The organism is Paenibacillus sp. YSY-4.3, from assembly GCF_054767475.1.
The window spans coordinates 145,116-168,507 of record NZ_BAABMC010000003.1 but is presented as its reverse complement, the minus strand read 5'-3'; the positions used below and the strand labels follow the sequence as shown (position 1 = coordinate 168,507).

Here is a 23,392-nt window from a genome sequence, read left to right as displayed (position 1 = left end):
CAGCAATCAGGCGTTCAAGGGAAAGAAGCAGAAGACGCGGATCGAGGATCGCTTCGTCTATCAGGACGACGAACTGATCGACAAGGCCTTTGACTGGAAGCAGTTCAGGCGCTTGTTCGCTTATATGAAACCTTATGCAAGGCAGATGCTGCCGCTCGTGCTGCTGATGACGGTGCTGGGTACGATTACTAAGCTGACCGTTCCGTATTTGACAAGTATCGCGATCGATAAAGCGATCGCTCCGGAAAGCGGGAGCCCAAGCCTTAAACTGCTCTACATTCTGACTGGAATCATCGCTGCGTTATACATCGTACAGTGGGTTTCCAGCAGGCTCCGCATCAAATATACGAATATCATCGGGCAGAGGGTCATTTACGATCTGCGCTCGGACTTGTTCAAACATATTCAGAAGCTGTCGTTCAACTTTTTTGACAAGCGGCCAGCCGGCTCCGTGCTCGTGCGGGTCACAAACGACGTGAACTCGCTGCAGGATCTGTTCACGAACGGCGTGGTCAATTTGATGATCGACTGCGTGCAATTGGCGGGGATCGTCATCATCCTGCTGCTGATCAACTGGCAGCTCGGACTGGCGGTCATGATCACCGTACCGATTATGTTCTTCGTATCCACGAAGCTAAGGCAGAAGATCCGGATTGCCTGGCAGGAGGTGCGGATGCGAAATTCCCGGATCAATTCCCATCTGAACGAATCGATTCAGGGCATTCGTGTGACTCAGGCGTACACGCAGGAGCAAGAGAACATGAAATACTTCGATACGATGAACATGGACAGCAGAAAGTCGTGGGATAAAGCGTCGGCCATGAACCAAATGTTTGGCCCGATTATCGAAATCACCGGCGGTATGGGAACCTTTATCTTATTTATGCTCGGCGCGTACATGATCCATTCGGGGCAGCTGACCATCGGCCTGCTGGTGGCGTTCAGCAACTATGTAGGGAACTTCTGGGATCCGATCAACCGTCTTGGTATGATGTATAACCAATTGCTTGTCGCCATGGCCTCCTCTGAACGCATCTTCGAATTCATTGATGAGGAGCCGAGCATCGCGGATAAGCCGGGAGCCAAGCCGATTCCGCCAATCGAAGGGAATATTGAGTTCAAGAACGTCATATTTGAATATGAGAAGGGCCGGCAAGCACTGAAAGGAATTTCCTTGAACGTGCATTCGGGCCAATCGATAGCTCTTGTCGGACATACCGGCTCGGGGAAAAGTACGATCATTAACCTGCTCAGCCGGTTCTATGATACGACAGAAGGAGCGGTGCGCATCGACGGCCAAGATATCCGCGACGTTACCGTTCAAAGCCTCAGAAGCCAAATTGGTATCGTGCTCCAGGATACATTCATCTTCTCGGGCAGCATTCGCGACAATATTCGCTTCGGACGCCTTGATGCGACCGATGAAGAAGTTGAAGCGGCGGCGAAAGCGGTGGATGCCCATGATTTCATCATGAAGCTTCCGGGCGGCTATGATACCGAGGTGGAGGAACGCGGCAATGCCTTGTCGATGGGGCAGCGTCAGCTGCTGTCGTTTGCGCGGGCGCTGCTGGCCAATCCTCGCATTCTGATTCTCGATGAAGCGACGGCAAGCATTGATACAGAAACCGAGCTGAAAATCCAGGAAGCGCTGAAGGTGCTGCTGAAGGGCAGAACATCCTTCATCGTTGCCCACCGCTTGTCGACAATCCGCAATGCCGATAATATTGTCGTATTGGACCATGGGGAGATCAAGGAGCAGGGCTCTCATGGACAATTAATGGAACAAAAGGGAATTTACAGCGGTCTTGTCGAAGCACAGTTTCGTTTTTTGTAATTTTCTGAAGATTTTAATCACATTTTAATGTCGAACTATTGCTTTATTTCTCATAAAACCCGAAAATAGATGAAGACGAATTAACTCTCATCAATCAAGGGGGATATCTGTAGTCATGTGGGGTGCTCCTCTATCAGATCATGCCAAGAGCATTATGCTGCTTGGCAGTGGGGAATTGGGCAAGGAAGTGGTAATTGAAGCTCAGCGGCTCGGCGTCAAATGCATCGCTGTCGACCGCTACGAGCACGCGCCCGCAATGGGAGTCGCACATGAGTCCCATGTCATGGATATGCTGGACGGCGAGGCGCTGCGTTCCTTGATCGTCAGCGTCTCGCCGGATCTTATTGTTCCGGAAATCGAAGCGATTGCTACCGATGTACTTGTTGAGCTTGAGCGGGAGGGCTATAGGGTCATTCCGACCGCTACAGCAGCAAGGCTGACGATGGACCGGGAAGGCATCAGGCGGCTTGCTGCAGAAGAGCTGGGACTGAGGGTGGCAGATTACCGGTTTGCCAGCAGCCTGGAGGAGCTGGAATCGGCCGCTGCCGAGGTCGGTTATCCTTGTGTCATCAAACCGCTTATGAGCTCATCCGGCAAGGGCCAAAGTGTATGCCGGGAGCCTGGAGACGTGTCGAGTTGCTGGCAGGCTGCACTGGAAGGCGCCCGCGCGAAGCAAACGCGGGTTATTGTTGAAGCTTTTATCCCTTTTACTAGCGAAATTACGTTGTTGACCGTTCGAGCTTCCTCGGGAACGGTGTTCTGTCCGCCAATCGGGCACGTTCAGCAGGACGGGGATTATATCGAATCATGGCAGCCTCATGCCATGAGCGCAGCTCAGCTAGCGGAGGCGCAGGAGATCGCCCGTAAAGTTACCGATGCCCTCGGCGGCTACGGCGTGTTCGGCGTTGAATTGTTCTTGACAGAGGATGGGGTCGTTTTCAGCGAAGTATCCCCGAGGCCGCATGATACCGGCATGGTAACGATGATTACTCAGGATTTATCGGAGTTTGCCTTGCATGTACGGGCGATTCTGGGGTTTCCGATTCCTTCCGTTGAATTGCTGACGCCTGGGGCGTCTGCGACGCTTAAAAGCGATCTGGAAGGAGAGGCCTTCGTTATCGCAGGCATGGAGGAAGCGCTATGTGTGCCGAGAACGCAAATTCGCGTATTTGGCAAACCGCTTAGCAAGCAGGGAAGACGGATGGCCGTTGCTCTCAGTGGAGCAGAGAATGTAGAAACAGCTCGCAGCCGCGCTAAACAAGCGGCTAGCTCATTAAAGGTGGTAAAAGTCAATGAGTAGTATGGTGTTGGCACCGACTTTAGTCATTCGTAGAAGTCTTTCTCAGGACGTCGATCAGATGCTGCCCTTAATGCGCCAGTTGAAATACCCGACGACGCCAAGCGTGCTTAAGGAGCGTCTTAGCATGTTGGAGGAGCATCCGCTCCTATGCAGTTTCGTCGCGGAGTTGAATGGCAAGCTTGTGGGTACAACCTTTTTGAAGCAGCATCAGACGCATGACATGAGTCATCCAGTGACGCAGATTACAGCAATGGTTGTGGATGAGCAGCACCGGGGTACCGGGGTCGGCCGTCGGCTAGTTGAGGCGGCTGAAGCTTGGGCTATGGAGCAGGGGAGTCTGCAGCTTGTATTGTCTGCGGGAGGGGAACGCCATATGCTGGCGAAGACCTTTTATGAGCATGTGGGCTTTATCTGCCGAGGCTACCGTCTTAGCAAATCTTTAGATTCATAGTGCCATAGAAGCACTAGATATCGAACCTAAGAATATAACAGAACAAGAAGAGAAGAACCTCGCCTTAGGCGAGGTTCTTTGCTATTTCATTAAGGTCTGAGGCAGAACGATGCGAAGCTGCTATACGACGTAGGATGGCTGCTGGAGATTACTGCTTCGGCGATAGCGGCAAAGCTGACGGTAGGTATCCAGCTTTCCCTGGAATATTAGCTCAAGATGGGAGCAGGCTTCCAAGTCAGCGGGGGTCGTGAGGGCAGCAGATTTATTTACGAGATGTACGCCGCCTTGCTGAAAGACGGTACTGACGAATTGAGAGCAGAAGTAGGAATTCTCTCCGCCAAGCTCCATGTTGAGGATGATGCCGAGGATGCCGAGAAAATTATAACTATAAAGCTCGTCGTTCTCCTCGAATTGCCGGACGTAGTTGCGCATCTGTTCATATGTAGTTCTACTTACGCGGCAGCTGTAGATGGCGCATGTAGCTTTCTCGAAGACGCCGGAGTGAATGTTCTCTTTAACGAATCCGCCGAAAACGGGAATGAGCGGATGCTTACGGCCGAAGCTGTACACTTCACGAAGTTCAGAGTCAAATGCGATCGAGGCATGGTTGTATTTCGCTCTAGTGTACAAACCGATTAATTTCGTGACGATGGTCCGCGGATTACTCAGCAGAATATAAATTTGCGTATCATTGTTCATATCTTTTTCAACCGCCATTAAATTTATAGGTTATGTACTACCAATTATTGATATTACCATGGTATGCCAATTGGGGGAATAGCAAAACCGCCTAAAGCCGCAAATAATCCTAGACTATAGTCTTGGCCCTATAGTTTACATTTGGCGGTCAATATTATAAAATCGGGTGGAAATCTAGGAATACATACATAGTTTCATATTGCTCCAAATAGAGGGGTGATTTACAAATGTACAAATTAATATTGGCTGATGATGAAGCGGACGTGCGGGAAGGGCTCGTCGAGCAGATCGATTGGGCCGGCCTGGGCTTCACCGTTATGGATACAGCAGAGAACGGGAAAGAAGCGGCTGAGCTGATCGAAAAACACGTACCCGATGTCGTTGTCACCGATATTCAAATGCCGTTCATGAACGGCTTGCAGTTGTCCGACTGGATTAGAAACCAGTATCCTTCGATTAAAATCATCATCCTGACGGGCTTTGAGGAATTCGAGTATGCTCAGCAGGCGATCCGCTTGCAAATCGATGAATATATCTTAAAGCCGTTCTCTTCGGCAGAATTGGCCGAAGTGCTCCGTAAGGTAAAGCGCAATATCGATGAGGAACTGGCAGCACGTGAAAATGTGCGAACCCTGACCGAGCATTACCGCCAAAGCTTGCCGGTACTGCAAAGCTTGTTCCTTTCCTCGCTCGTATCCCGCCGTCTGCCGGATGCGGAAATCCGGGAGAAGAGCCGAAATTATGAGCTTGATCTGGTCGGGGAAGGCTACATGGTTTCGGTCATTAGCGTAGACTCTCCCGCATTGACGGAGCTAGAGGATGAAGACGGCAGCGATCCGTCGGTTGTCAGGCCGCCTTCTTTGCGGGATATGAAAGACAATCAACTGCAGTTGTTCGCCGTGCTAAATATCGCGGATGAAATCATGAAGAGGGAACAATTCGGACGGGCCTTTATTCATCACGATGTCGTCGTGCTGCTGAGCATATGCCCGGAAGATGACAAAGAGCATAATTCCGTACGAACACTAGCAATACTGGAAGAAATCCGCTTCAGCGTTGAGCGTTACCTCAAGCTTAGCATCACGGCGGGGGGCGGCTCTGTCGTACAGAAGCTCAGTGATCTGACGATATCTTACGAGGAGGCCCAACAGGCGCTGGATTATCGGCTTATCCTCGGCCATAATAAAGTAATTTGGATTCAAGATGTTGAGTCGCGGCAGAGCATTCCGTTCATTTACGACGACACCCGTGAGAAGGAACTGACCCGCTGCCTGAAGGTCGGAAGCGATTTGGAATTGCAGAATTTGCTGGATGAGTTGTTCTCAGTGATGGTGGGCAGTAAAGTGTCCTACGAGGATTTTCAAGTCCATTTGCTGGAAATGCTGACAACGGTCATTCGGGTCACTAAAGAGTCTGGGGCCAATTTGGATCAGTTGTTCGGAAATGAAGGGTCATTGCTCGGGCATTTCGCGAAAATCAATCATGCAAGCGAAGCGAAGACGTGGTTTATCGGCATATGCGCCAAGCTGAGGGGTTCAATTGCTTCGGAGCGCCAGTCCAGCTATAGCCAATTGGTGGCCGAGGCAAAGGAATACATTCAGGCCAATTTTCATGATAGTGATATTTCCATCAATATAGTATGCAGACACTTGCATATCAGCACAGGCTATTTCAGCAATATTTTCAAACGGGAAATGAAAACGACCTTCGTGAATTATTTGCTGGGCGTCCGGATGGAGGCAGCGCAGTATTTACTTCGCAGCACGGAATTGAAAGCGTTTGAAATCGCTGAACGGGTTGGCTTTTCCGATGCTAACTATTTCAGCTTCTGCTTCCGCAAGAAGTTCGGGATCTCGCCGAAGGAATATCGTAACGGAGCGGAGCAGCCATGAAGTGGCTGAGGCATGCCAGCCCGTTCATCAAGCACTTCCATATGCGGAAAATCCAGACGATCATTTCCTTATCAACGATTTCGATTACGGTGTTTGTCGTCATCCTGGTCAGCTACATGCTGTTTGACCGTTTCTCGAAAGCTTCGGAACAGAATACGTATTTGAACCTCAATCAAATTATCGAGCAGGTCAACGCGAATTTGGAGCTGTACGTCAACGGGATGGAGGATATTTTCGAGGTCGCGGAGGAGAAGATCAACGAGGGCAGCAAATGGAGCGACGCAAAGCTGGAGGAGCAGCTCGGAACGATTTTGGGCACACGCGAGGATCTCGTTTCGATCGCGCTTTTTTCGACGGAGGGGGAGCTCGTCCGCAATGTACCTTCTATACCGATGCGGCAAAATACGAAGCTAACCGAGCAGTCCTGGTTTGAAATGGCTAAGAAAAATCCGGGTAAGCTGCAGTTTACGCCGCCGCATATTCAAAATTTATTCAAGTGGCAGTACCGGTGGGTCGTTTCGATGAGCAAAATAATCCAATATTACGACGGAGAGCAAATTAAAGAAGGCGTACTTGTGATCGACGTTAACTTTCGAACGATTGATGAGCTTAGCAAGAGCGTGATTTTGGGCAAGCAGGGCTACGTCTACATTATTGATGCGGCCGGGAATATCGTGTATCACCCCCAGCAGCAGTTGATTTACGCCGGTCTGAAATATGAGAATTTGGAGCCGGTCCTAGGTTACAGTTTCGGAAGCTATTTGGACGAGTCGGAGGGCGAGCAGCGCATTATTTTGATTCAAACGGTCGATCCGATCGGGTGGAAAATCGTCGGGGTTGCCTATGTCGAGGAGTTTCTGACTACGAAGCAGGAGCTGCGCGATTTCATCGTATGGTTTCTGCTTAGTGTGATCGTAATTGTATTGATCGTATCGATTTACGTCTCCGCCAAAATATCGCAACCGATCCGCAGACTGGAGCGTTCCGTCAAAATGGTCGAAAAAGGAAATTTCCGCACGGTCGTCGATGTGAGCGGGGTGTATGAAGTGGAGCAGTTGTCCAAGCGGTTTAACTTAATGCTGCGGCGCATTCGCGAACTGATGGATCAAATTATTGACGAGCAGGAAGCTAAGCGACGAAGCGAGCTCGACGTGCTGCAATCGCAGATTAACCCGCATTTTCTCTACAACACGCTGAACTCGGTGACACGTATGGCTGAAATGGGACGCAACGAGGAGGTTGTGACGACGATTACGTCGCTGTCGCGCTTTTTCCGCATCAGTTTGAGCAAGGGTAGTCATATTATTTCGGTTCAAGAGGAACTGGAGCATGTCCGGCATTATTTAATCATTCAGACGATTCGCTTCAAGAATAAATTCCGGTATGAAATCAAATGCGAGGAAGCAGCGCTTGATTGCCTGACGCTGAAGCTGATCTTGCAGCCTCTAGTAGAAAATGCGATTCATCATGGTATCGAGCAACTGGCAGAGGAAGGTTTCATTGGGATATACGTAGCTCTTGAGAACGGGCAATTGCGGCTGCAAATTAAGGATAACGGCGTTGGAATGAGCTCGGATAAGTTAGCAAAAGTGCGGGCAGGGGATGCACGAAGCGAAAGTGGCTCCGGGTCCGGCGTAGGGGTACGGAATGTCCAGGAGCGGATAGCCTTGTATTATGGGGCTGCTTACGGGCTGCAATTCGAAAGTGAGCTGGAAGAAGGCACGATCGTATCGGTTAATATCCCTGTCGTCAAGGCGGAAAGCGTACAGAGGAGGGAGAGAGCATGAAAGCAATCCAGAAACGAAAAGTGTTCAGAGGTAATGGCTGTAAGGTGCGTGACATGGAACAGGCCGGTCATTCAGGACGCTCGGGATTGCGGTTAAGCGAGCCTCGCGCCAAGCGGACACTTCGGGCTGTGCCTCTGCTGCTTGCGATGATCTTGCTGGCTTCCTGTACCTCATCTGTAAACCCGCAGCATGAACGGAACGTGCTGGTCATCGACATGATCGTCAAGCTGGATCGCGGGGATTATTGGCGAACGATTCGCATGGGAGCAGAGGTTGCCGCGAAGGAGTATAATGTCCAGCTCAATTACATGGCGCCGAATAACGAGAACGACTACAGGGATCAAATCGCGTTGATGGAGGAATCCATCGCCCGCCGTCCGGACGCCATCATTTTGTCGGCCAGTGACTATGAAGCGCTCGGCCAGGTGACGGACCGTTCCTCTTATTATGATATTCCCGTGATTTCCATGGACTCGGAGGTCGCCTCCACGAAGGTGAAGACATACGTGGGCACCAATAATTATGAAGCTGGACAGAAGGCTGCCGAGCGGTTGGTGCAGCTGATCGGAAAGAACAGCCAGGTCGGTATCGTCAATTTCGTGAAAGGGGCGCGGAACGCTGACCAGCGGGAGGAAGGGTTCCTTGATTACGTGGCCCGCTTTCCCGGCATCGAGGTCGTCGATATTCAATATTGCGGCTCCGACGAAGAGCTTGCGTACCAGTTGACGAGGGAGATGCTGGCGAAATACCCCGGGATAGACGGACTGGTCTCCTTAAGCGCCGAATCCTCGATCGGGGCTGGAAGGGCGGTCAGCGATCTCGGCTACGGCGGGATCGTCAAGATGATCACCTTCGACAATCCGCCGGAGATGCTGGAGCTGATGCAGGAGGACAAGGTGCAGGCGATGGTCGTCCAGAATCCGTTCAACAACGGTTACTTGGCTGTGGCCGCCGCCGTCCAAGCCGCCCGCGGCGAGAAGCTGGATGATCGGATCCCGACGGCCACGAAGCTGATCGATTTGGACAATATGCTTTGGCCGGAGCATCAGAAGCTGCTGTTCCCGTTTGTACAGTGATGCTGGGGGGGCTGCTGTTTCAGCCCCAGTAATACTCCCTATAGAGAAACGCTCTCTATCAGGGAGTATTTTTTTAGGTCTTTTTGTTTTAACGATATGAATATTGTGATGCATTTGATCAGAATTTTCATAGAACATCTCAGTATTTTAGATTCGCTTTCTTGGAAAAACCCGGCATAATGTAATCGTAACTACAAAGATAAAGAAACGAAATTGATTTCAGGAGGTCAAAACGATGAAGAAAATTGCTTCTGCTATGCTGGCTGCCGCTCTACTTGGCACAGCGCTGGCTGGTTGCTCGAACGGCGGAAATAAGGAGGGTTCGGGCGCAGGCTCGACGCCGAGCGTCGGCGTGGCTATCTACAAATTCGATGATACTTTCATGACTGGAGTGCGCAACTCAATCCGGCAGAATGGGGAAGGGATTGCCAAGCTGGAGATCGTCGACAGTCAGAACTCTCAGCCTACTCAAAATGATAAAGTCGACTTATTCCTCACGAAGAAAACCAATGCACTGGTCATCAATCCGGTGGACCGTACTGCCGCCGGCGTTATTATTGATAAAGCAAAGGCCAAAGACACGCCTGTTGTGTTCCTGAACCGGGAGCCGCTGCCTGAAGATATGAAGAAATGGGACAAGGTCTATTACGTCGGTGCTAGAGCGGAAGAGTCTGGCACATTATCCGGCCAGATTATCGCGGATTATTGGAAAGCTCATCCGGAAGCCGACAAGAACGGGGACGGCGTGCTGCAATACGTCATGCTGAAGGGCGAGCCAGGGCACCAGGATGCTGAACTGCGTACCCAGTATTCCATTCAGGCCATCGAGGATGCCGGAATCAAAGTTGAGAAAGTGAATGAGGATACGGCGATGTGGGATCGGGTTAAAGGCCAGGAGAAAATGGCGGCGTTCCTCGCGGCCAACGGCGATAAAATCGAAGCCGTGCTGGCCAATAACGACGATATGGCCCTGGGTGCCATCGAAGCGCTTAAAGCGGCCGGCTACTTTACGGGAGACAAATACATTCCGGTTGTAGGCGTGGATGCTACGGCACCGGCACTGCAAGCTCTTGAGCAAGGGACGATGCTTGGAACGGTGCTGAACGATGCGCAGAACCAAGGCAAAGCCGCGGTTACGCTAGCTACCAAGCTGGCTAAGGGCGAGGAAATTACAAGTGAGAGCGTAGGCTTTGAAATTTCTGATAATCAGTTCATCTGGATTCCTTACCAGAAAGTAACGAAGGAAAACGCAGCCGAGTTTAAGTAAGTCACGGAACAGCGGGACTTCTCAGCAAGAGAGAGGAAAGGAGGTTCGATGCCTTTTTCGGTAGCGAGCCTCCCTTTTTTCTAGCTTCATATCAGATAGGATGATTTACTGGGGGAAACGCTTGCTGTGCCTCTCATGCGACAATTCAATCAGGAGGCGTATACGATGTCTGAACAACCATATATGCTCGAAATGAAAAATATTACGAAAGAATTTCCGGGCGTCAAAGCGCTTGACGGAGTGACACTCCAGGTGAGGCCGGGCACCGTTCATGCTCTTATGGGTGAGAATGGAGCAGGCAAATCGACACTGATGAAATGCCTATTCGGCATTTATAGTCCGGACGGCGGAGAGATATACATTCAGGGTAAGAAAGCGGAAATCAACAATTCCCGGGATGCGCTATCGCTAGGCGTCTCTATGATTCATCAGGAGCTGCATCCTGTGCCTTATCGCAATGTGATGGAAAATATATGGCTTGGACGATTCCCGATGCGCGGGCTTGGGCCATTCAAGATCGTCGACCACCGCAAGATGTACATGGATACACAGGAGCTATTTAAAGAGCTCGATATTCCCATAGAGCCCGACATTCTGGTCGGGAAATTATCGGTCTCGAAAATACAATCGATCGAAATTGCGAAGGCGGTTTCATTCAACTCGAAGATCATCGTTATGGACGAACCGACCTCCTCGCTGACCAGCGTGGAAGTTGAGCATTTGTTCCGTATCATAAATGATTTGAAGAAACGCGGAGTCGCAATCATATATATTTCGCACAAGATGGAAGAAATTTTGCGAATATCGGACGACGTAACGATTATGCGCGATGGGCAAAAAATCGGTACGTGGCCGGCAGTGGAAATGACGACGGATCTCATCATATCCAAGATGGTTGGACGGGATCTGACGCAGCGCTTCCCTGACCGCCATAACCAGCCGGATGGAGTCATTCTGAAGGTGGATAACTTGACTTCCTCGGATCCGAAGTCATTCAAAAATATTTCCTTTGAGCTGCGGAGAGGAGAGATCCTTGGCATCGGCGGCCTCGTGGGCGCGCAGCGCACCGAACTCGTCGAGGCTTTGTTTGGGCTGCGCAAAATCGCGTCCGGCACGATCGAGATCAACGGCAAAGCCGTGAACATCCGCAGCACCAGCGATGCCAAGAAGCTTGGACTCGCGCTGCTGACGGAGGAACGGCGCACAACGGGAATTTTCTCGGTGTTATCGGTGCATGAGAACGGGGCCATCGCCAATATGAGGCGATACGTGAAGCCGTATGGGCTGCTTGACGAGAAGACGAAAAAGCGCGAGGTCAACGCGATGGTCGAGAAGCTGCGGACGAAGACGCCCACTCATAAGACGCTGATCATGAATTTGTCAGGCGGCAATCAGCAGAAGGTGCTGCTGGCCAGATGGCTGCTTACGGAGCCGGAAATCCTGCTGCTGGATGAACCTACGCGGGGAATCGACGTTGGCGCCAAGTTCGAGATTTATTCCATCATCGCCGAGCTGGCGGAGCAAGGGAAGAGCATTATCATGATCTCCTCTGAAATGCCCGAGCTGCTTGGCATGTCTGACCGGATTGTGGTCATGTCAGAGGGACGGATTACTGGCATCGTGGACGGGGACAAAGCTACTGAGAAAGAGATTATGACTTTGGCCGCCCAGCATTAAGGCTTTGAGAAGAAGGAGAGACGATCATGAATGTTAAAAAAATGCAAGGGTTCGTATCTGAGTATGCGATTTATATCGTACTGGCCGTATTAATTATCGGGATTACGATATATGATCCCAATTTTATAGGAATCAGCTCGCTCCGGGATATTTTGACGCAATCCTCTACACGGGTCATTATCGCCCTGGGGGTAGCGTTTATTCTGATCACAGGAGGCACGGACTTGTCCGCCGGGCGGATGGTCGGCCTGACGGCGGTCATCTCGGCATCGATGCTGCAGATGCAGGACTATCCGCGGCGGTTCTTTCCGAATTTGCCGGAGATGCCGATGTTCGTTCCGATTCTACTGGCGATCGCTGTTGGCCTCGTGTTCGGGATGATCAACGGAATCATCGTGTCGAAGTTCAAGGTTCCGCCGTTTATCGCCACGCTCGGTTCCATGGTAGCGATTTATGGCATCAACTCGCTGTATTTCGATACGGCTCCGAATAATTCACAACCTATTGGCGGACTGCGCGACGATTTTACGAAAATGGGTTCGGGAAGCATCGGCATCGGGCAATTTACCATACCTAATATTGTTATCATCGCCATTTTCGTGTGCTTTATCGTATGGGTCATGTTCAACAAAACGAGACTCGGCAAAAATATGTATGCGATCGGCGGCAATGAACAGGCCGCGAAGGTATCGGGGATCAACGTCTCCAAAAACCTGATCATTATTTATTCGATTGCCGGCGCTTTATACGGCCTAGCCGGGGTGCTTGAAGCGGCGCGCACGGGCGGCGCCACGAACAACTACGGCAACATGTACGAACTCGACGCCATCGCTGCTTGCGTTGTCGGCGGCGTATCGACGACTGGCGGAATCGGCAAGGTTCAGGGCGTAATGGCCGGGGTACTTATATTTACGGTCATCAACTATGGTTTGACGTTCATCGGCGTCGGTCCATATTGGCAGCAAATCATTAAAGGGGCGATCATCGTCGCGGCGGTGGCCTTCGATATGCGGAAATATGCTGCTAAGAAGTAATAAGATTGGTTCGGCCTGCAATTGCGGAATGAGTGGCATGCGAGCGGGTGTTGTAACGGACTAATAGAGGATCGTGTGTCCGTTAGGACGAATATTGGCGCATTTTTTCGGTAATAAAGGCTTCTGTGTCCGTAATTCTGTCCTGGGAAACTTGGAAGAGCTTTCCCATAAATTGCTCATGCAGTATTTCGGAAGTCATGTTAGAATATGACAAGATACTCCAAAGAATGTAAGGAGTCTGAAGGAGGAAATACAGCATGAACAAATCGAAGGCAAAAGCATTCCTGTCAGGTGCAATGCTGCTCGGCTTGACGGCATCGCTGGCTTCGGTTCCGGGACTGCCGGGATCCGGCGGCGGCGCGGTCTATGCGGCCACGTCCTCGACATCCAAGTCATCCGCCAAACAGATGGCGGCCGTATATGCGAAAATTCAGGCAGAAAATGCGGCCAAGGTAGTTGCTTTAGTGAATGTGGAACGGAAGAACGCGGGACTGAAGCCGCTTGTAGTGCATACGAACTTAACCAAAATGGCTAAGGACAAAGCGGTTGATATGTACAAAAACAAGTATTTCAGCCACACCTCGCCGAAATACGGTTCGCCGTTCGATATGATGGACGCCTACAATATCACTTATCTGTATGCGGGCGAGAACATTGCCAAGGGACAAAAGACGCCGGCAGATGTCGTAGCGGCCTGGATGGACAGCCCGGGGCACAAAGCGAATATTTTGAACTCGAAATATACTTTAATAGGCGTTGGCTATTATAACGGTCATTGGGTTCAGGAATTCATCGGTAAATAAAATGAAGAACAAGGATTTACCTGGCAGCTGGGCTTGCCGGGTAATTTTTTTTAGCCATGTGATCACTTGTGAATGAACGACAAAAGAGCTGTTCCCGCATACCGCAATGGTGCGAAAACAGCTCTCATTCAGCTTGATTATGGGTTATGCAGGGGTCGAACCTGCGACCTGCCGATTAAGAGTCGGCTGCTCTACCAGCTAAGCTAATAACCCTCGTTGTTGCCTGTACAAATTATTATACTCCTGTCTTTTTTGAAAATCCAGTTTTTTAAATTAGTTTTTTTGTGGTTATTCTGGAAACTCAATTTGCTTATTGGAGGAAGAAGTTTTATGTTAGTTATTAGCTGGATAAGTTATTATTGATCGAAGGAAAAGGAAATAATGGCACAGGAGGACAAGGAACAAGATGAAATCCACATCACGGATTTGGCGGACGACCGGGGTTATATCGCTGTTGTCCACCGCACTGCTTATTGCCGGATTTATATATGCAGTTGGAGACGTGATTATGCCCGGGACGGCAGGAAGCGGCATCGGGCTCAATCAGGGCATAGCGAAACAACCGGGCGAAGAGACGGGCGTTCCGCCGGAACATGCAAATGTCCTGAACGTCACGGCCATTGGCGATTCGCTCTCCAAAGGAACGGGAGACGACAGCGGCAAAGGGTTCGCAAGACGTTTTGTCGAGCTGGCCAAGAAAGAGGGAACGGATTCTAAACTGGTGAACAACCTCGGCATTAACGGTTTGACGTCGGCAGGCCTCGTTGAATTGTTAAACGAGAAAGGAGTTCAGTATTCCCTAAGCCAGGCTGATATCATCGTCATGTCGATCGGGGGGAACGACCTGTTTAAAGGGGCGGAGAGCTTGCAGTCAGGTGGAAGGCTGCCTACAGAAGCGGAGCTTGAGCAATCGGTGACGCAGGCTTCGGAGCGCCTTGGGCTCATTGCCGACAGCATCCTGGATATCAATTCCCAGGCGCAGCTCGTCTATATCAGCCTATACAATCCGTTCTCTGACTTACCGGGAATGAGGGAAATCGGCGATGAGGCCGTCTCGCGGTGGAATCATATTGCAACGGATATTCTGCGTAAGCGCGAAAGAACCCTTGTCGTGCCGACGTATGATTTGTTTACATATAATTCGCAAAAATATTTGGCAAGCGATCATTTTCATCCGAATGGTGCCGGATACCAGATTATCGCAGAACGGATGCTGCAGGGAATTAAATGATGTTCGAAATGGATTCATCCTACAGGTGCAGATACAGGAATAAGGAGTGGAATTTATGAACGCAGGAACGAAGCGGCGTCCTGCACCGGACAGCGGCGCAGGGACGGATGAGCATGGCGGAAAGCAGCGGCAGACGGTGCTAAGCGTGGAGCATCTGAGGAAGCGGATCGGGCGCAAGTGGATCGTGCAGGATGTGACATTTGAGGTGCAGGAGGGCGAGGTATTTGGCTTCCTGGGTCCGAATGGCGCGGGAAAGACGACGACGATTCGGATGCTCGTCGATTTGATCCGTCCGACCGAGGGCAAGGTGATGATCTGCGGATACGACGTAAGAAAGCAGCCGGAGCAGGCGCTTGCCTATGTCGGCTCGATCGTGGAGAATCCTGAGATGTACCCTTATTTAACGGGCTGGGAAAACCTGCAGCATTTCGGCAGGATGGTGCCCGGCATAGATGAGCGGCGAATCGCTGAAGTGGTGGAGGTTGTCGGCCTGGATCAGCGCATTCACGATAAGGTCAAAACCTATTCCCTGGGCATGCGTCAGCGGCTTGGCATCGCTCAGGCTTTACTCGGTCGCCCCAGGCTGTTAATTTTGGACGAGCCTACGAACGGACTCGATCCGAAAGGAATTAAGGAGCTGCGGATATTCATTCGCCGGCTGGCCGAGGAAGGCCTAGCCGTATTCGTGTCCAGTCATTTGCTTAGCGAGATTCAATTGTTGTGCGACCGCGTAGCGATCATCAGCCGGGGACGTGTATTGGCGGTAGGTGCCGTAGAGGAGCTGATCTCCGAAAATTCGAATTATATCATTTGGGAGCTGTCCCCGCACGAGCGCGGCATAGAGCTGCTGTCAACCGCTGGAATCACGATCATTTCGGAGCCCGATCATGTGCTGGACGATACGATTCTTGCCGGGATGAGCGAGCAGGCCATCGTGACGCAAATGCTGCCTGACGATGTGCAGACGCTAATGCCCCGGCTGGTTGCGGAAGGAATTCAGGTGCATGCCATACAAAAGATCAATCCTACGCTGGAGCAGCTATTCCTCGAATTGACGGAAGGTGAGAGCATTGAATAGTATGATGGCATTAGTAAAGAATGAAACGATCAAGATGATCAAGAAGAAGCGCTTCTATGTCATCCTGCTTGTGCTGCTCGTGCTTGTCCCGATGTTTGCTTATGCGCAATTGCGGGCGGCCGAGGATAAGCGGAGCAAATTCGGCACGGATTGGCGCAGGGAAGTGCAGCAGGCGATTACCGATAATCAGAATTTGTTAGGCAGCGACCGTGTGCCAGAGGAATGGAAGAAATACCGCCAAATTTATATTCAGCAGATGAAATATTATTTGGAGAACGACGTGAACCCCCGGCAGCCTGGAGCCGTCGCCTTTACGAAGGAGTTTCTGGACAATGCGGCCACATTGTTCATCCCGCTGCTCATTATGGGCATCGGGTCGGATATCGTCTCCTCGGAGCGTACGAGCGGGACGATTAAAATGCTGCTGACCCGGCCGGTCAGGCGCTGGAAGGTGCTGCTGAGCAAGCTGATCACTCTGCTAATGTTCGTGTCGCTGATTGTCGTGTGCACGTTCATCATATGTTATCTGATATCGGGATTATTTTTCGGATATAAGGGGTTTAATTTGCCTGTCTTTACCGGATTTAAGCTTCAGGGCGCAGATGTCGATATAACAGGAGTACACGCTGTGCCGCAGTGGAAGTATATATTGATGCAAATGGGGCTGATCTGGTTCGTCAGCTCTGTCGTAGCTATGCTTGCATTCATGGTATCCGTTCTTGTGCGAAGCACGGCGGCTAGCATCGTCATTATGATGGCGGCCTTGATAGCAGGCAATATCCTGACGAATTTGGCATCGGCCTGGACGAGCGCGAAATATTTGTTTATGGTCAATCTGGGCCTGACGCAATATTTGGCGGGAACGCCTGCGCCAATCGAAGGCATGACACTGGGGTTTTCACTAGGCGTGCTTGCCGTTTGGGGGCTTGGATCACTCGTCGTTTCATTCCTTGTCTTTACGAAACAGGACATATTGAATTAAAATGTACAAGGAAACCAAAACATCTGTTTGCATTTGTTAGTCAAATGTCTACATAAAGAAGCATAAAAGGGGGAGCATGAATGGGCGATCAAATCGATTTGTTCGAAGACGCGGTCCAGCCGGCGGCCGGTACGGCGGATTCAGGATATGACGCTGATGACATTCAAGTGCTCGAGGGGCTTGTCGCGGTACGTAAACGGCCAGGTATGTATATCGGCAGTACGAGCTCGTCGGGACTTCATCATTTAGTATGGGAGATTGTGGATAACGCTGTAGACGAGCACTTGGCAAAGTACTGCTCTAAAATCGATATTTCATTGAACAAGGACGGATCGGTAACCGTATTCGATAACGGGCGGGGCATACCTACGAGCATTCACAAGACCGGAATTCCAACACCGCAGGTCGTGTTCACGATTCTGCACGCCGGGGGAAAATTCGGCGGTTCAGGCTACAAGAAGTCGGGCGGACTGCATGGTGTGGGCGCTTCAGTGACGAATGCGCTGTCCGAATGGCTGGAGGTTGATATTTATCGGGATGGCAAAATCCATCGCCAGCGCTTCGAGTATTGGATCGATAAGAAGGGATTGGAGCATGTCGGGGAGCCGGTTACTGGACTGGAAGTTATCGGCAATACGAACCGGACCGGAACGAAGGTGACATTTAAGCCGGATATCCGCGTGTTTCCGAACGGGATCGGGCTGAACTACGATACGCTGGCCGAGCGCCTGCAGGAAATTGCCTTCCTGAATTCTGGGCTCAAGGTCACGCTGAAGGACGAGCGCTCTGATAGCGCGGATGAATTTTACTATGAGGGCGGAGCAAGCCAGTTCGTTCAGTTCCTGAACGAAGGCAAGGAAGTTCTGCATGACGTGATTCACTTCTACGCGGAGAAAGAGGATGTCGAGGTCGAGGTTGCTCTGCAGTATAACGCAGGTTATACCGAGACGCTAGCTTCGTTCGTCAACTCGATTCCCACCCGCGGGGGAGGAACGCATGAGACGGGCTTCAAGACCGCTTATACGCGGGTCATGAACGATTATGCCCGCAAGAACGGCATGCTGAAGGAGAAGGATAAGAACCTGGAAGGAACGGATTTGCGCGAGGGCATGATGGCAGTCATCAGCGTTAAAATGGCCGAAGTCGAGTTCGTAGGGCAGACGAAGGACCAGCTCGGCAGCGCCTCGGCGAGAAGCACGGTAGATGCCGTCGTAGCGGAGAATATGGCGCTGTTCCTGGAAGAGAATCCGCAGGTGGCCCAGCTGCTCATTAAGAAAGCTGTGCAGGCATCCAGGGCGCGCGAGGCGGCGCGCAAAGCAAGGGACGAAATGCGGACGGGCAAGAAGCGCAGCGAGAGCTCCAATCTTGGCGGGAAGCTGACTCCCGCGCAGTCGAAGGATTTCACGCGCAACGAGCTGTTCATCGTGGAGGGCGATTCTGCTGGCGGTTCCGCCAAGCAGGGCCGGGATTCGAAGATCCAGGCGATTCTTCCGCTCAAAGGAAAGCCGATGAATCCGGAGAAGGCGAAGCTCGCCGATATTCTGAAGAACGACGAATACCGCTATATCATTTCGGCGATCGGCGCCGGCATCGGCACGGAATTTGCGCTGGAGGACAGCAATTATTCCAAGATCATCATTATGACGGACGCAGACACGGACGGTGCGCACATCCAGGTGCTGCTGCTGACCTTCTTCTATCGCTATATGAAGCCGCTGATCGATGCGGGACGGGTGTATATCGCCCAGCCTCCGCTATACAAAATTACGCGCAAATCCGGCAAGCTGGAGACGGTTAGATATGCGTGGACTGACGAGCAACTGCAAAATTATTTGAAGGAATTCGGCAAAAATTTCGAACTTCAGCGCTATAAAGGACTAGGGGAGATGAACCCAGATCAGTTGTGGGAAACGACGATGAATCCGGAGACGCGTACGCTGCTCCAGGTGCAGATCGAGGACGCTACAAAGGCTGAGCGTCGCGTGTCCACGTTAATGGGCGATAAGGTCGATCCGCGGAAGCGCTGGATTGTTGAGAATGTAGATTTCACGGAGTATGAGGAATAGAGGGTGACTTGATTTGAGTTTATTGGAGAACTTTTTACCGGCCTATTTGGAAGAAGTCGTTGGCGACCGGTTTGGCCGGTATTCCAAGTATATCATTCAGGATCGCGCCATTCCCGATGTGCGCGACGGCCTGAAGCCCGTCCAGAGACGGATTCTGTACGCCATGTACGATTCGGGGAACACTCCGGACAAGCCCTACCGCAAATCCGCCAAGACGGTCGGAGACGTGATGGGGAATTACCACCCGCATGGCGACTCCTCGATTTACGAGGGAATGGTGCGCATGGCCCAGCCTTGGAAGATGGGGCATGTGCTGGTCGACGGCCATGGGAACTGGGGCTCCCAGGACGATGACCCGGCGGCGGCGATGCGTTATACCGAGGCGAGATTGTCGCCGATTGCCATGGAACTGCTGCGCGACATCGACAAGCGGACGGTTCCGTTTAAGGACAATTTCGATAATACCGCGATGGAGCCTGTCGTGCTTCCTTCGCGGTATCCGAATCTGCTTGTCAACGGGGTCAGCGGGATTTCCGCGGGCTTCGCTACCGAAATTCCGCCGCATAACCTGCGCGAAGTCATCGATGCATGCATCGCGGTCATGGAGAAGCCAAGCATGAGCTTGGAGGAGATCCGCGCTTACGTGAAGGGGCCGGACTTTCCGACCTATGGCATCATCATGGGCGAGGAAGGCATCAAGGATGCCTACGAGACCGGGCGAGGCCGCATTTACATCCGCGCAAAGACGGAAATTGAGTCGCTGCGCGGCGGGAAGCAGCAGATCGTGATTACGGAAATTCCATACCAAGTCGTTAAGTCCCGCCTCGTTACCGCGATGGAGAACATTCGCTTGGAGAAGAAGGTGGACGGGATCGCCGAAGTTCGCGACGAGAGCGGCCGTGAAGGCCTGCGGATCGTCGTGGAGCTGCGGAAGGATGCGGATGCCCAGGGGATTTTGGCGTATTTGCTGAAGAAAACCGATTTGCAGGTGACATATAACTTCAATATGGTGGCGATCGTCAACAAGGCACCGCGTCAGCTAGGTTTGAAGCCGATCCTTGAGGCTTATATCGCCCACCAGCGCGAGGTCGTGACATACAGAACACAGTATGAGCTCGAGAAAGCGGAAGACCGGGCCCATGTTGTCGAAGGGCTAGTCAAAGCGCTGAACATTCTGGACGAGGTCATTGCCGCGATCAAGGCGTCCAAGAACCGCCAGGACGCCCAGAACAATCTGCAATGGATGTTCGGATTTACCGAGCGGCAGGCCGATGCGATCCTTACTTTACAATTGTATCGTCTGACGAATTTGGAAATTACGTCGCTGGAGAAAGAATTGAACGAGCTGAACAAGAAAATTGCTACGCTGCGGGGAATTCTAGAAAGCGACAAGAAGCTGATTGCGGTCATTAAGAAAGAACTGCTTGAAATCCGGGATAAATACGGCGTGGATCGCCGTTCGGAGATTCAGGGCGAGGTCGAGGAAATCAAGGTTAACCTTGAGGTGATGGTCGCTCAAGAGGATGTGCTCGTCACGCTGTCGAATGAAGGCTATATCAAACGTACGAGCATGCTGTCCTTTACCCGTTCCGGCGGCGAGCTGGACGGCTCTGGCGTCAAGGACGGCGATTATATCAAGCATATTCTTGAGGTCGATACGCTGCAAAATGTACTGATCTTCACGCAGCGAGGGCAATACTTTGTGCTGCCCGTGCATCAAATTCCCGAGTTCAAGTGGAAGGATAACGGGACGGCGATCGTCAATGTCATTGCCTTGGCCAAGGAAGACCGCATCGTCGGCGTTATCCCAATCAAGACCTTCGAAGAGGCGGATACAAGCCTCGTATTCGTGACGAAGCGCGGACAGGTGAAGCGCACGCTGCTGAAGGATTACGAGACGAAGCGCTCCGGCGCGGTCGCTGCCGCAAAAGTCGCGGACGGGGATGAAATCATCCAGGTGGTGCTCAGCCGGAATACGGCCGAAATCTTGCTGCTCACGAAGGATGGCATGGCAATCCGCTTTGCCGAAAATGAAGTGAATCCAATGGGACGCGTCGCTACCGGTGTTAAAGGCATTGGCCTTAAGGACGGCGACGAAGTGGTTGCCGCGCTGTGGGTGGAAGGCGAGGAAGGAGAAATCCTGGTCGTCTCTGACCTGGGTTATGGCAAGCGCAGCTTACTTCTTGACTATCCGATGCAGAGCCGCGGCGGACGTGGCGTGCAGACGTTCGAGTTCAAGGAAGGCAAGCGCGTGAAGCCGAACGGCAGCCGTATCGCGGGCGGTTTCCATTGCAAGGAAGCTATGGACATCGTAGCCATGACGAAGCAAGGCGAATCTTATGCGTTTAATTCTGAATCGGCGCCGCTGGCCGACCGCAAATCGATTGGAAAGGCATTGGTCTCCGTAAACAAAGGGGACGAAATTAGCGATTTGCTGATCGTAACGCAGCGCAGCGATGAGACTCAGACCAAATAACATAGCAGTAAGCCGAATTAGGCTCTCCTCCATGGTCTTGTAATGGAGGAGAGCCTTTTTTACTGTGTGGGGAAATTTCCTCAGGTGGTTTGCAAATTGGAGGATAAGTGCTCGATAAAGGCCTGGATGGCTGTATCCATGTATGTATCTTTGCGGTATACGATGCCAACGCTGCGGTAGGGAGCAGGTTCGGCAATGGGGACACTGACAAGGCGTCGGTCCCGAAGCGTCGCGGTGTAGGATTTGGGAACGACGGTCAAGCCTACGTGATGGGCCACCATTTCGCACTGGGATTCCATCGTGGACAGTTCGATGACGGGACTGAGCTGTATGCCGATTCTGGCACAGGCCGCATCCAGCATTTGCCGGGCCAGAAACTTCGGGGGAAATAAGACGAGAGGCGATTGGGCCAGTTCCCACAGTTCAATGCCGCTCGATCCGGCAAACGGATGATCGTGGGGCGCGATGATGACGAGTTCTTCTTTATACAGCGGAAGACTGACGAGCTGCTCGTCCTTCAACGGTAGAAATACAACTCCGAGATCCAGCTTGTTGCTGAGCAGCCGATCTCGTGTCTCCTCAGTCGCAAGCTCGACGACAGACAGCTCGATGCCGGGAAACTTGCGGTGAAAGGAAATGATGGACTGGATCAGCAAATGATTGCCCGAGCAGCCGATTCTTAATCGGCCCCGTCTCAGCCCGGCCAGCTCACCGATGACCAGTTTGGCCTGCTCCAGTTCATGGAATACCCGGCGGGCATGTTCCAGCAGAACGGTTCCGGCCTGCGTTAAATGAATCTTTTTACCCGAGCGGTGAAATAGCGGCGTTCCCAGCTGCTCTTCCAGCAAGCGGATTTGATGGCTGAGCGTCGGCTGGGAAATCCCCAGATTGTCCGCGGCCTTCGTGAAATGCAGTTCTTCGCTAACGGCGATAAAGTATTCTAGCAGACGATGTTCCAAAGTATCCCTTCTTTCATAGATATGATCTATGCTTATATAGTAGATCATATTATTTAGCAGAAATTATACTAAATCAAGGGTTTTATTTAAAAGGCTCTTATCTGAAATACTGTTGTTTTGAAATGATTGATATGTTTAATACCTAATTCCCACGATAGAAGCAGGATATAATAAATAAGGAAACGAATAACCTACATTAAAGTTTTTTTATTTCGAGAGGAGTGATGTGGTATGAAGAATATCCATGTTGCAATGATTTTAAGGAAGGTTACGAAATAATCGTAGAGGATGAATTCCTCTGCGAAGTAAAATTTGGGAGGAATTTCGTATGGTAATTGTACTAAAGCCAGTGTCTATTGACAATTGGTATGAATGTACCCAGCTTAAAGTTAAGCCAGAGCAGCTAAATGTCTTTCCTGCACCTGTCGTTTATTGGATTGCAGAATCTAAATATGTTGATGATTTTGAATTGCGTGCTATTTACTCAGAAGAGCTTTTAGTCGGATTTCTCGTATTTTGTACGAATCCAGACAAGGATAGTAACTATTGGATTCCTGCCGTAATGATTGACGAAAAGCATCAAGGCAAAGGTTATGGCAAGGCAGCAATGGAAACATTGATTCAATTGATGAGTATTTCAAATTGTACAGGAATAATGATTGGACATCGACCAGACAATCAAGTTGCGGGAAATTTGTATGAATCTTTAGGGTTTATAAAAGTTAGTGAAGATGTAATAGACGGTGAAATAGTACGTCTACTTCAAATCGGTTAACAATT

At 51.1% G+C, this 23,392-nt stretch carries 18 protein-coding genes and 1 tRNA gene; 16 read left to right on the top strand and 3 right to left on the bottom strand.

Annotated elements, in window-relative coordinates; all coding sequences use genetic code 11:
* The first annotated feature begins 40 nt into the window (after window positions 1–40).
* The 3 genes from ACYUJT_RS11480 to ACYUJT_RS11470 all read left to right on the top strand — a co-directional run bounded on the left by ACYUJT_RS11480 (window position 41) and on the right by ACYUJT_RS11470 (window position 3,585).
* Window positions 41–1,834, top strand: coding sequence for an ABC transporter ATP-binding protein (locus ACYUJT_RS11480; protein ID WP_460323269.1), 1,794 nt, complete (start codon window positions 41–43; stop codon window positions 1,832–1,834).
* 115 nt (window positions 1,835–1,949) lie between these two features.
* Window positions 1,950–3,134, top strand: coding sequence for a formate-dependent phosphoribosylglycinamide formyltransferase (gene purT, locus ACYUJT_RS11475; RefSeq protein ID WP_460321959.1), 1,185 nt, complete (start codon window positions 1,950–1,952; stop codon window positions 3,132–3,134).
* The gene (locus tag ACYUJT_RS11470) at window positions 3,127–3,585 is read left to right on the top strand and encodes a GNAT family N-acetyltransferase (protein WP_460321956.1); all 459 of its coding nucleotides are present in this window, start codon (window positions 3,127–3,129) and stop codon (window positions 3,583–3,585) included. The genes purT and ACYUJT_RS11470 overlap by 8 nt, the downstream gene beginning before the upstream one ends.
* Before the next feature lie 120 nt (window positions 3,586–3,705).
* Here ACYUJT_RS11470 and ACYUJT_RS11465 read toward each other — a convergent pair whose 3' ends face one another.
* A complete protein-coding gene (locus ACYUJT_RS11465) occupies window positions 3,706–4,302 on the bottom strand; it encodes a hypothetical protein (protein WP_460321953.1) in 597 nt (198 codons plus the stop codon).
* 209 nt (window positions 4,303–4,511) lie between these two features.
* Here ACYUJT_RS11465 and ACYUJT_RS11460 point away from each other — a divergent pair, with 209 nt between their 5' ends.
* The 7 genes from ACYUJT_RS11460 to ACYUJT_RS11430 all read left to right on the top strand — a co-directional run bounded on the left by ACYUJT_RS11460 (window position 4,512) and on the right by ACYUJT_RS11430 (window position 13,820).
* A complete protein-coding gene (locus ACYUJT_RS11460; RefSeq protein WP_460321951.1) occupies window positions 4,512–6,176 on the top strand; it encodes a response regulator in 1,665 nt (554 codons plus the stop codon).
* On the top strand, window positions 6,173–7,963 hold the full coding sequence (locus ACYUJT_RS11455; RefSeq protein ID WP_460321949.1) for a histidine kinase: 1,791 nt from the start codon (window positions 6,173–6,175) through the stop codon (window positions 7,961–7,963). Before ACYUJT_RS11460 ends, ACYUJT_RS11455 begins: the two co-directional genes overlap by 4 nt.
* The gene (locus tag ACYUJT_RS11450; RefSeq protein ID WP_460321946.1) at window positions 7,960–9,039 is read left to right on the top strand and encodes a substrate-binding domain-containing protein; all 1,080 of its coding nucleotides are present in this window, start codon (window positions 7,960–7,962) and stop codon (window positions 9,037–9,039) included. Before ACYUJT_RS11455 ends, ACYUJT_RS11450 begins: the two co-directional genes overlap by 4 nt.
* A gap of 235 nt (window positions 9,040–9,274) precedes the next feature.
* Window positions 9,275–10,306, top strand: a complete 1,032-nt coding sequence (locus tag ACYUJT_RS11445; RefSeq protein ID WP_460321943.1) for a galactose ABC transporter substrate-binding protein — start codon at window positions 9,275–9,277, stop codon at window positions 10,304–10,306.
* Window positions 10,307–10,471: 165 nt separating this feature from the next.
* The gene (locus ACYUJT_RS11440; protein ID WP_460321941.1) at window positions 10,472–11,983 is read left to right on the top strand and encodes a sugar ABC transporter ATP-binding protein; all 1,512 of its coding nucleotides are present in this window, start codon (window positions 10,472–10,474) and stop codon (window positions 11,981–11,983) included.
* 26 nt (window positions 11,984–12,009) lie between these two features.
* Window positions 12,010–13,017, top strand: a complete 1,008-nt coding sequence (mglC, locus tag ACYUJT_RS11435) for a galactose/methyl galactoside ABC transporter permease MglC (protein WP_460321939.1) — start codon at window positions 12,010–12,012, stop codon at window positions 13,015–13,017.
* A gap of 257 nt (window positions 13,018–13,274) precedes the next feature.
* A complete protein-coding gene (locus tag ACYUJT_RS11430) occupies window positions 13,275–13,820 on the top strand; it encodes a CAP domain-containing protein (RefSeq protein ID WP_460321937.1) in 546 nt (181 codons plus the stop codon).
* A 140-nt stretch (window positions 13,821–13,960) separates the two neighbouring features.
* Here ACYUJT_RS11430 and ACYUJT_RS11425 read toward each other — a convergent pair.
* Window positions 13,961–14,033: transfer RNA gene (locus ACYUJT_RS11425), tRNA-Lys, on the bottom strand.
* Window positions 14,034–14,226: 193 nt separating this feature from the next.
* Here ACYUJT_RS11425 and ACYUJT_RS11420 point away from each other — a divergent pair.
* The 5 genes from ACYUJT_RS11420 to gyrA all read left to right on the top strand — a co-directional run bounded on the left by ACYUJT_RS11420 (window position 14,227) and on the right by gyrA (window position 21,653).
* The gene (locus ACYUJT_RS11420; RefSeq protein WP_460321935.1) at window positions 14,227–15,051 is read left to right on the top strand and encodes a GDSL-type esterase/lipase family protein; all 825 of its coding nucleotides are present in this window, start codon (window positions 14,227–14,229) and stop codon (window positions 15,049–15,051) included.
* Between the two features lie 55 nt (window positions 15,052–15,106).
* Entirely contained in the window at window positions 15,107–16,129 is a 1,023-nt protein-coding gene (locus tag ACYUJT_RS11415; protein WP_460321933.1) for an ABC transporter ATP-binding protein, read from the top strand.
* Between the two features lies 1 nt (window position 16,130).
* Window positions 16,131–17,111, top strand: a complete 981-nt coding sequence (locus ACYUJT_RS11410; RefSeq protein ID WP_460321931.1) for an ABC transporter permease — start codon at window positions 16,131–16,133, stop codon at window positions 17,109–17,111.
* A gap of 80 nt (window positions 17,112–17,191) precedes the next feature.
* Entirely contained in the window at window positions 17,192–19,177 is a 1,986-nt protein-coding gene (gene parE / locus ACYUJT_RS11405; protein ID WP_460321929.1) for a DNA topoisomerase IV subunit B, read from the top strand.
* Window positions 19,178–19,190: 13 nt separating this feature from the next.
* Window positions 19,191–21,653 carry a DNA gyrase subunit A gene (gene gyrA, locus ACYUJT_RS11400; RefSeq protein ID WP_460321926.1) on the top strand — a complete coding sequence of 821 codons (2,463 nt, stop codon included), beginning with the start codon at window positions 19,191–19,193 and terminating at the stop codon, window positions 21,651–21,653.
* Window positions 21,654–21,733: 80 nt separating this feature from the next.
* On the opposite strand, the gene ACYUJT_RS11395 is transcribed toward gyrA, so the two are convergent.
* Window positions 21,734–22,612 carry a LysR family transcriptional regulator gene (locus tag ACYUJT_RS11395; RefSeq protein ID WP_460321924.1) on the bottom strand — a complete coding sequence of 293 codons (879 nt, stop codon included), beginning with the start codon at window positions 22,610–22,612 and terminating at the stop codon, window positions 21,734–21,736.
* A gap of 328 nt (window positions 22,613–22,940) precedes the next feature.
* On the opposite strand from ACYUJT_RS11395, the gene ACYUJT_RS11390 reads away from it, so the two are divergent.
* Window positions 22,941–23,387 carry a GNAT family N-acetyltransferase gene (locus ACYUJT_RS11390; RefSeq protein ID WP_460321922.1) on the top strand — a complete coding sequence of 149 codons (447 nt, stop codon included), beginning with the start codon at window positions 22,941–22,943 and terminating at the stop codon, window positions 23,385–23,387.
* Window positions 23,388–23,392 lie beyond the last annotated feature (5 nt).

What these genes read in the sequence shown, in the direction of transcription:
- purT (WP_460321959.1), top strand. Translation starts at nt 1,950, where the DNA reads ATGTGGGGTGCTCCTCTATCAGATCATGCCAAGAGCATTATGCTGCTT.
- ACYUJT_RS11470 (WP_460321956.1), top strand. Translation starts at nt 3,127, where the DNA reads ATGAGTAGTATGGTGTTGGCACCGACTTTAGTCATTCGTAGAAGTCTT.
- ACYUJT_RS11465 (WP_460321953.1), bottom strand. Translation starts at nt 4,302, where the DNA reads ATGGCGGTTGAAAAAGATATGAACAATGATACGCAAATTTATATTCTG.
- ACYUJT_RS11460 (WP_460321951.1), top strand. Translation starts at nt 4,512, where the DNA reads ATGTACAAATTAATATTGGCTGATGATGAAGCGGACGTGCGGGAAGGG.
- ACYUJT_RS11455 (WP_460321949.1), top strand. Translation starts at nt 6,173, where the DNA reads ATGAAGTGGCTGAGGCATGCCAGCCCGTTCATCAAGCACTTCCATATG.
- ACYUJT_RS11450 (WP_460321946.1), top strand. Translation starts at nt 7,960, where the DNA reads ATGAAAGCAATCCAGAAACGAAAAGTGTTCAGAGGTAATGGCTGTAAG.
- ACYUJT_RS11445 (WP_460321943.1), top strand. Translation starts at nt 9,275, where the DNA reads ATGAAGAAAATTGCTTCTGCTATGCTGGCTGCCGCTCTACTTGGCACA.
- ACYUJT_RS11440 (WP_460321941.1), top strand. Translation starts at nt 10,472, where the DNA reads ATGTCTGAACAACCATATATGCTCGAAATGAAAAATATTACGAAAGAA.
- mglC (WP_460321939.1), top strand. Translation starts at nt 12,010, where the DNA reads ATGAATGTTAAAAAAATGCAAGGGTTCGTATCTGAGTATGCGATTTAT.
- ACYUJT_RS11430 (WP_460321937.1), top strand. Translation starts at nt 13,275, where the DNA reads ATGAACAAATCGAAGGCAAAAGCATTCCTGTCAGGTGCAATGCTGCTC.
- ACYUJT_RS11420 (WP_460321935.1), top strand. Translation starts at nt 14,227, where the DNA reads ATGAAATCCACATCACGGATTTGGCGGACGACCGGGGTTATATCGCTG.
- ACYUJT_RS11415 (WP_460321933.1), top strand. Translation starts at nt 15,107, where the DNA reads ATGAACGCAGGAACGAAGCGGCGTCCTGCACCGGACAGCGGCGCAGGG.
- ACYUJT_RS11410 (WP_460321931.1), top strand. Translation starts at nt 16,131, where the DNA reads ATGATGGCATTAGTAAAGAATGAAACGATCAAGATGATCAAGAAGAAG.
- parE (WP_460321929.1), top strand. Translation starts at nt 17,192, where the DNA reads ATGGGCGATCAAATCGATTTGTTCGAAGACGCGGTCCAGCCGGCGGCC.
- ACYUJT_RS11390 (WP_460321922.1), top strand. Translation starts at nt 22,941, where the DNA reads ATGGTAATTGTACTAAAGCCAGTGTCTATTGACAATTGGTATGAATGT.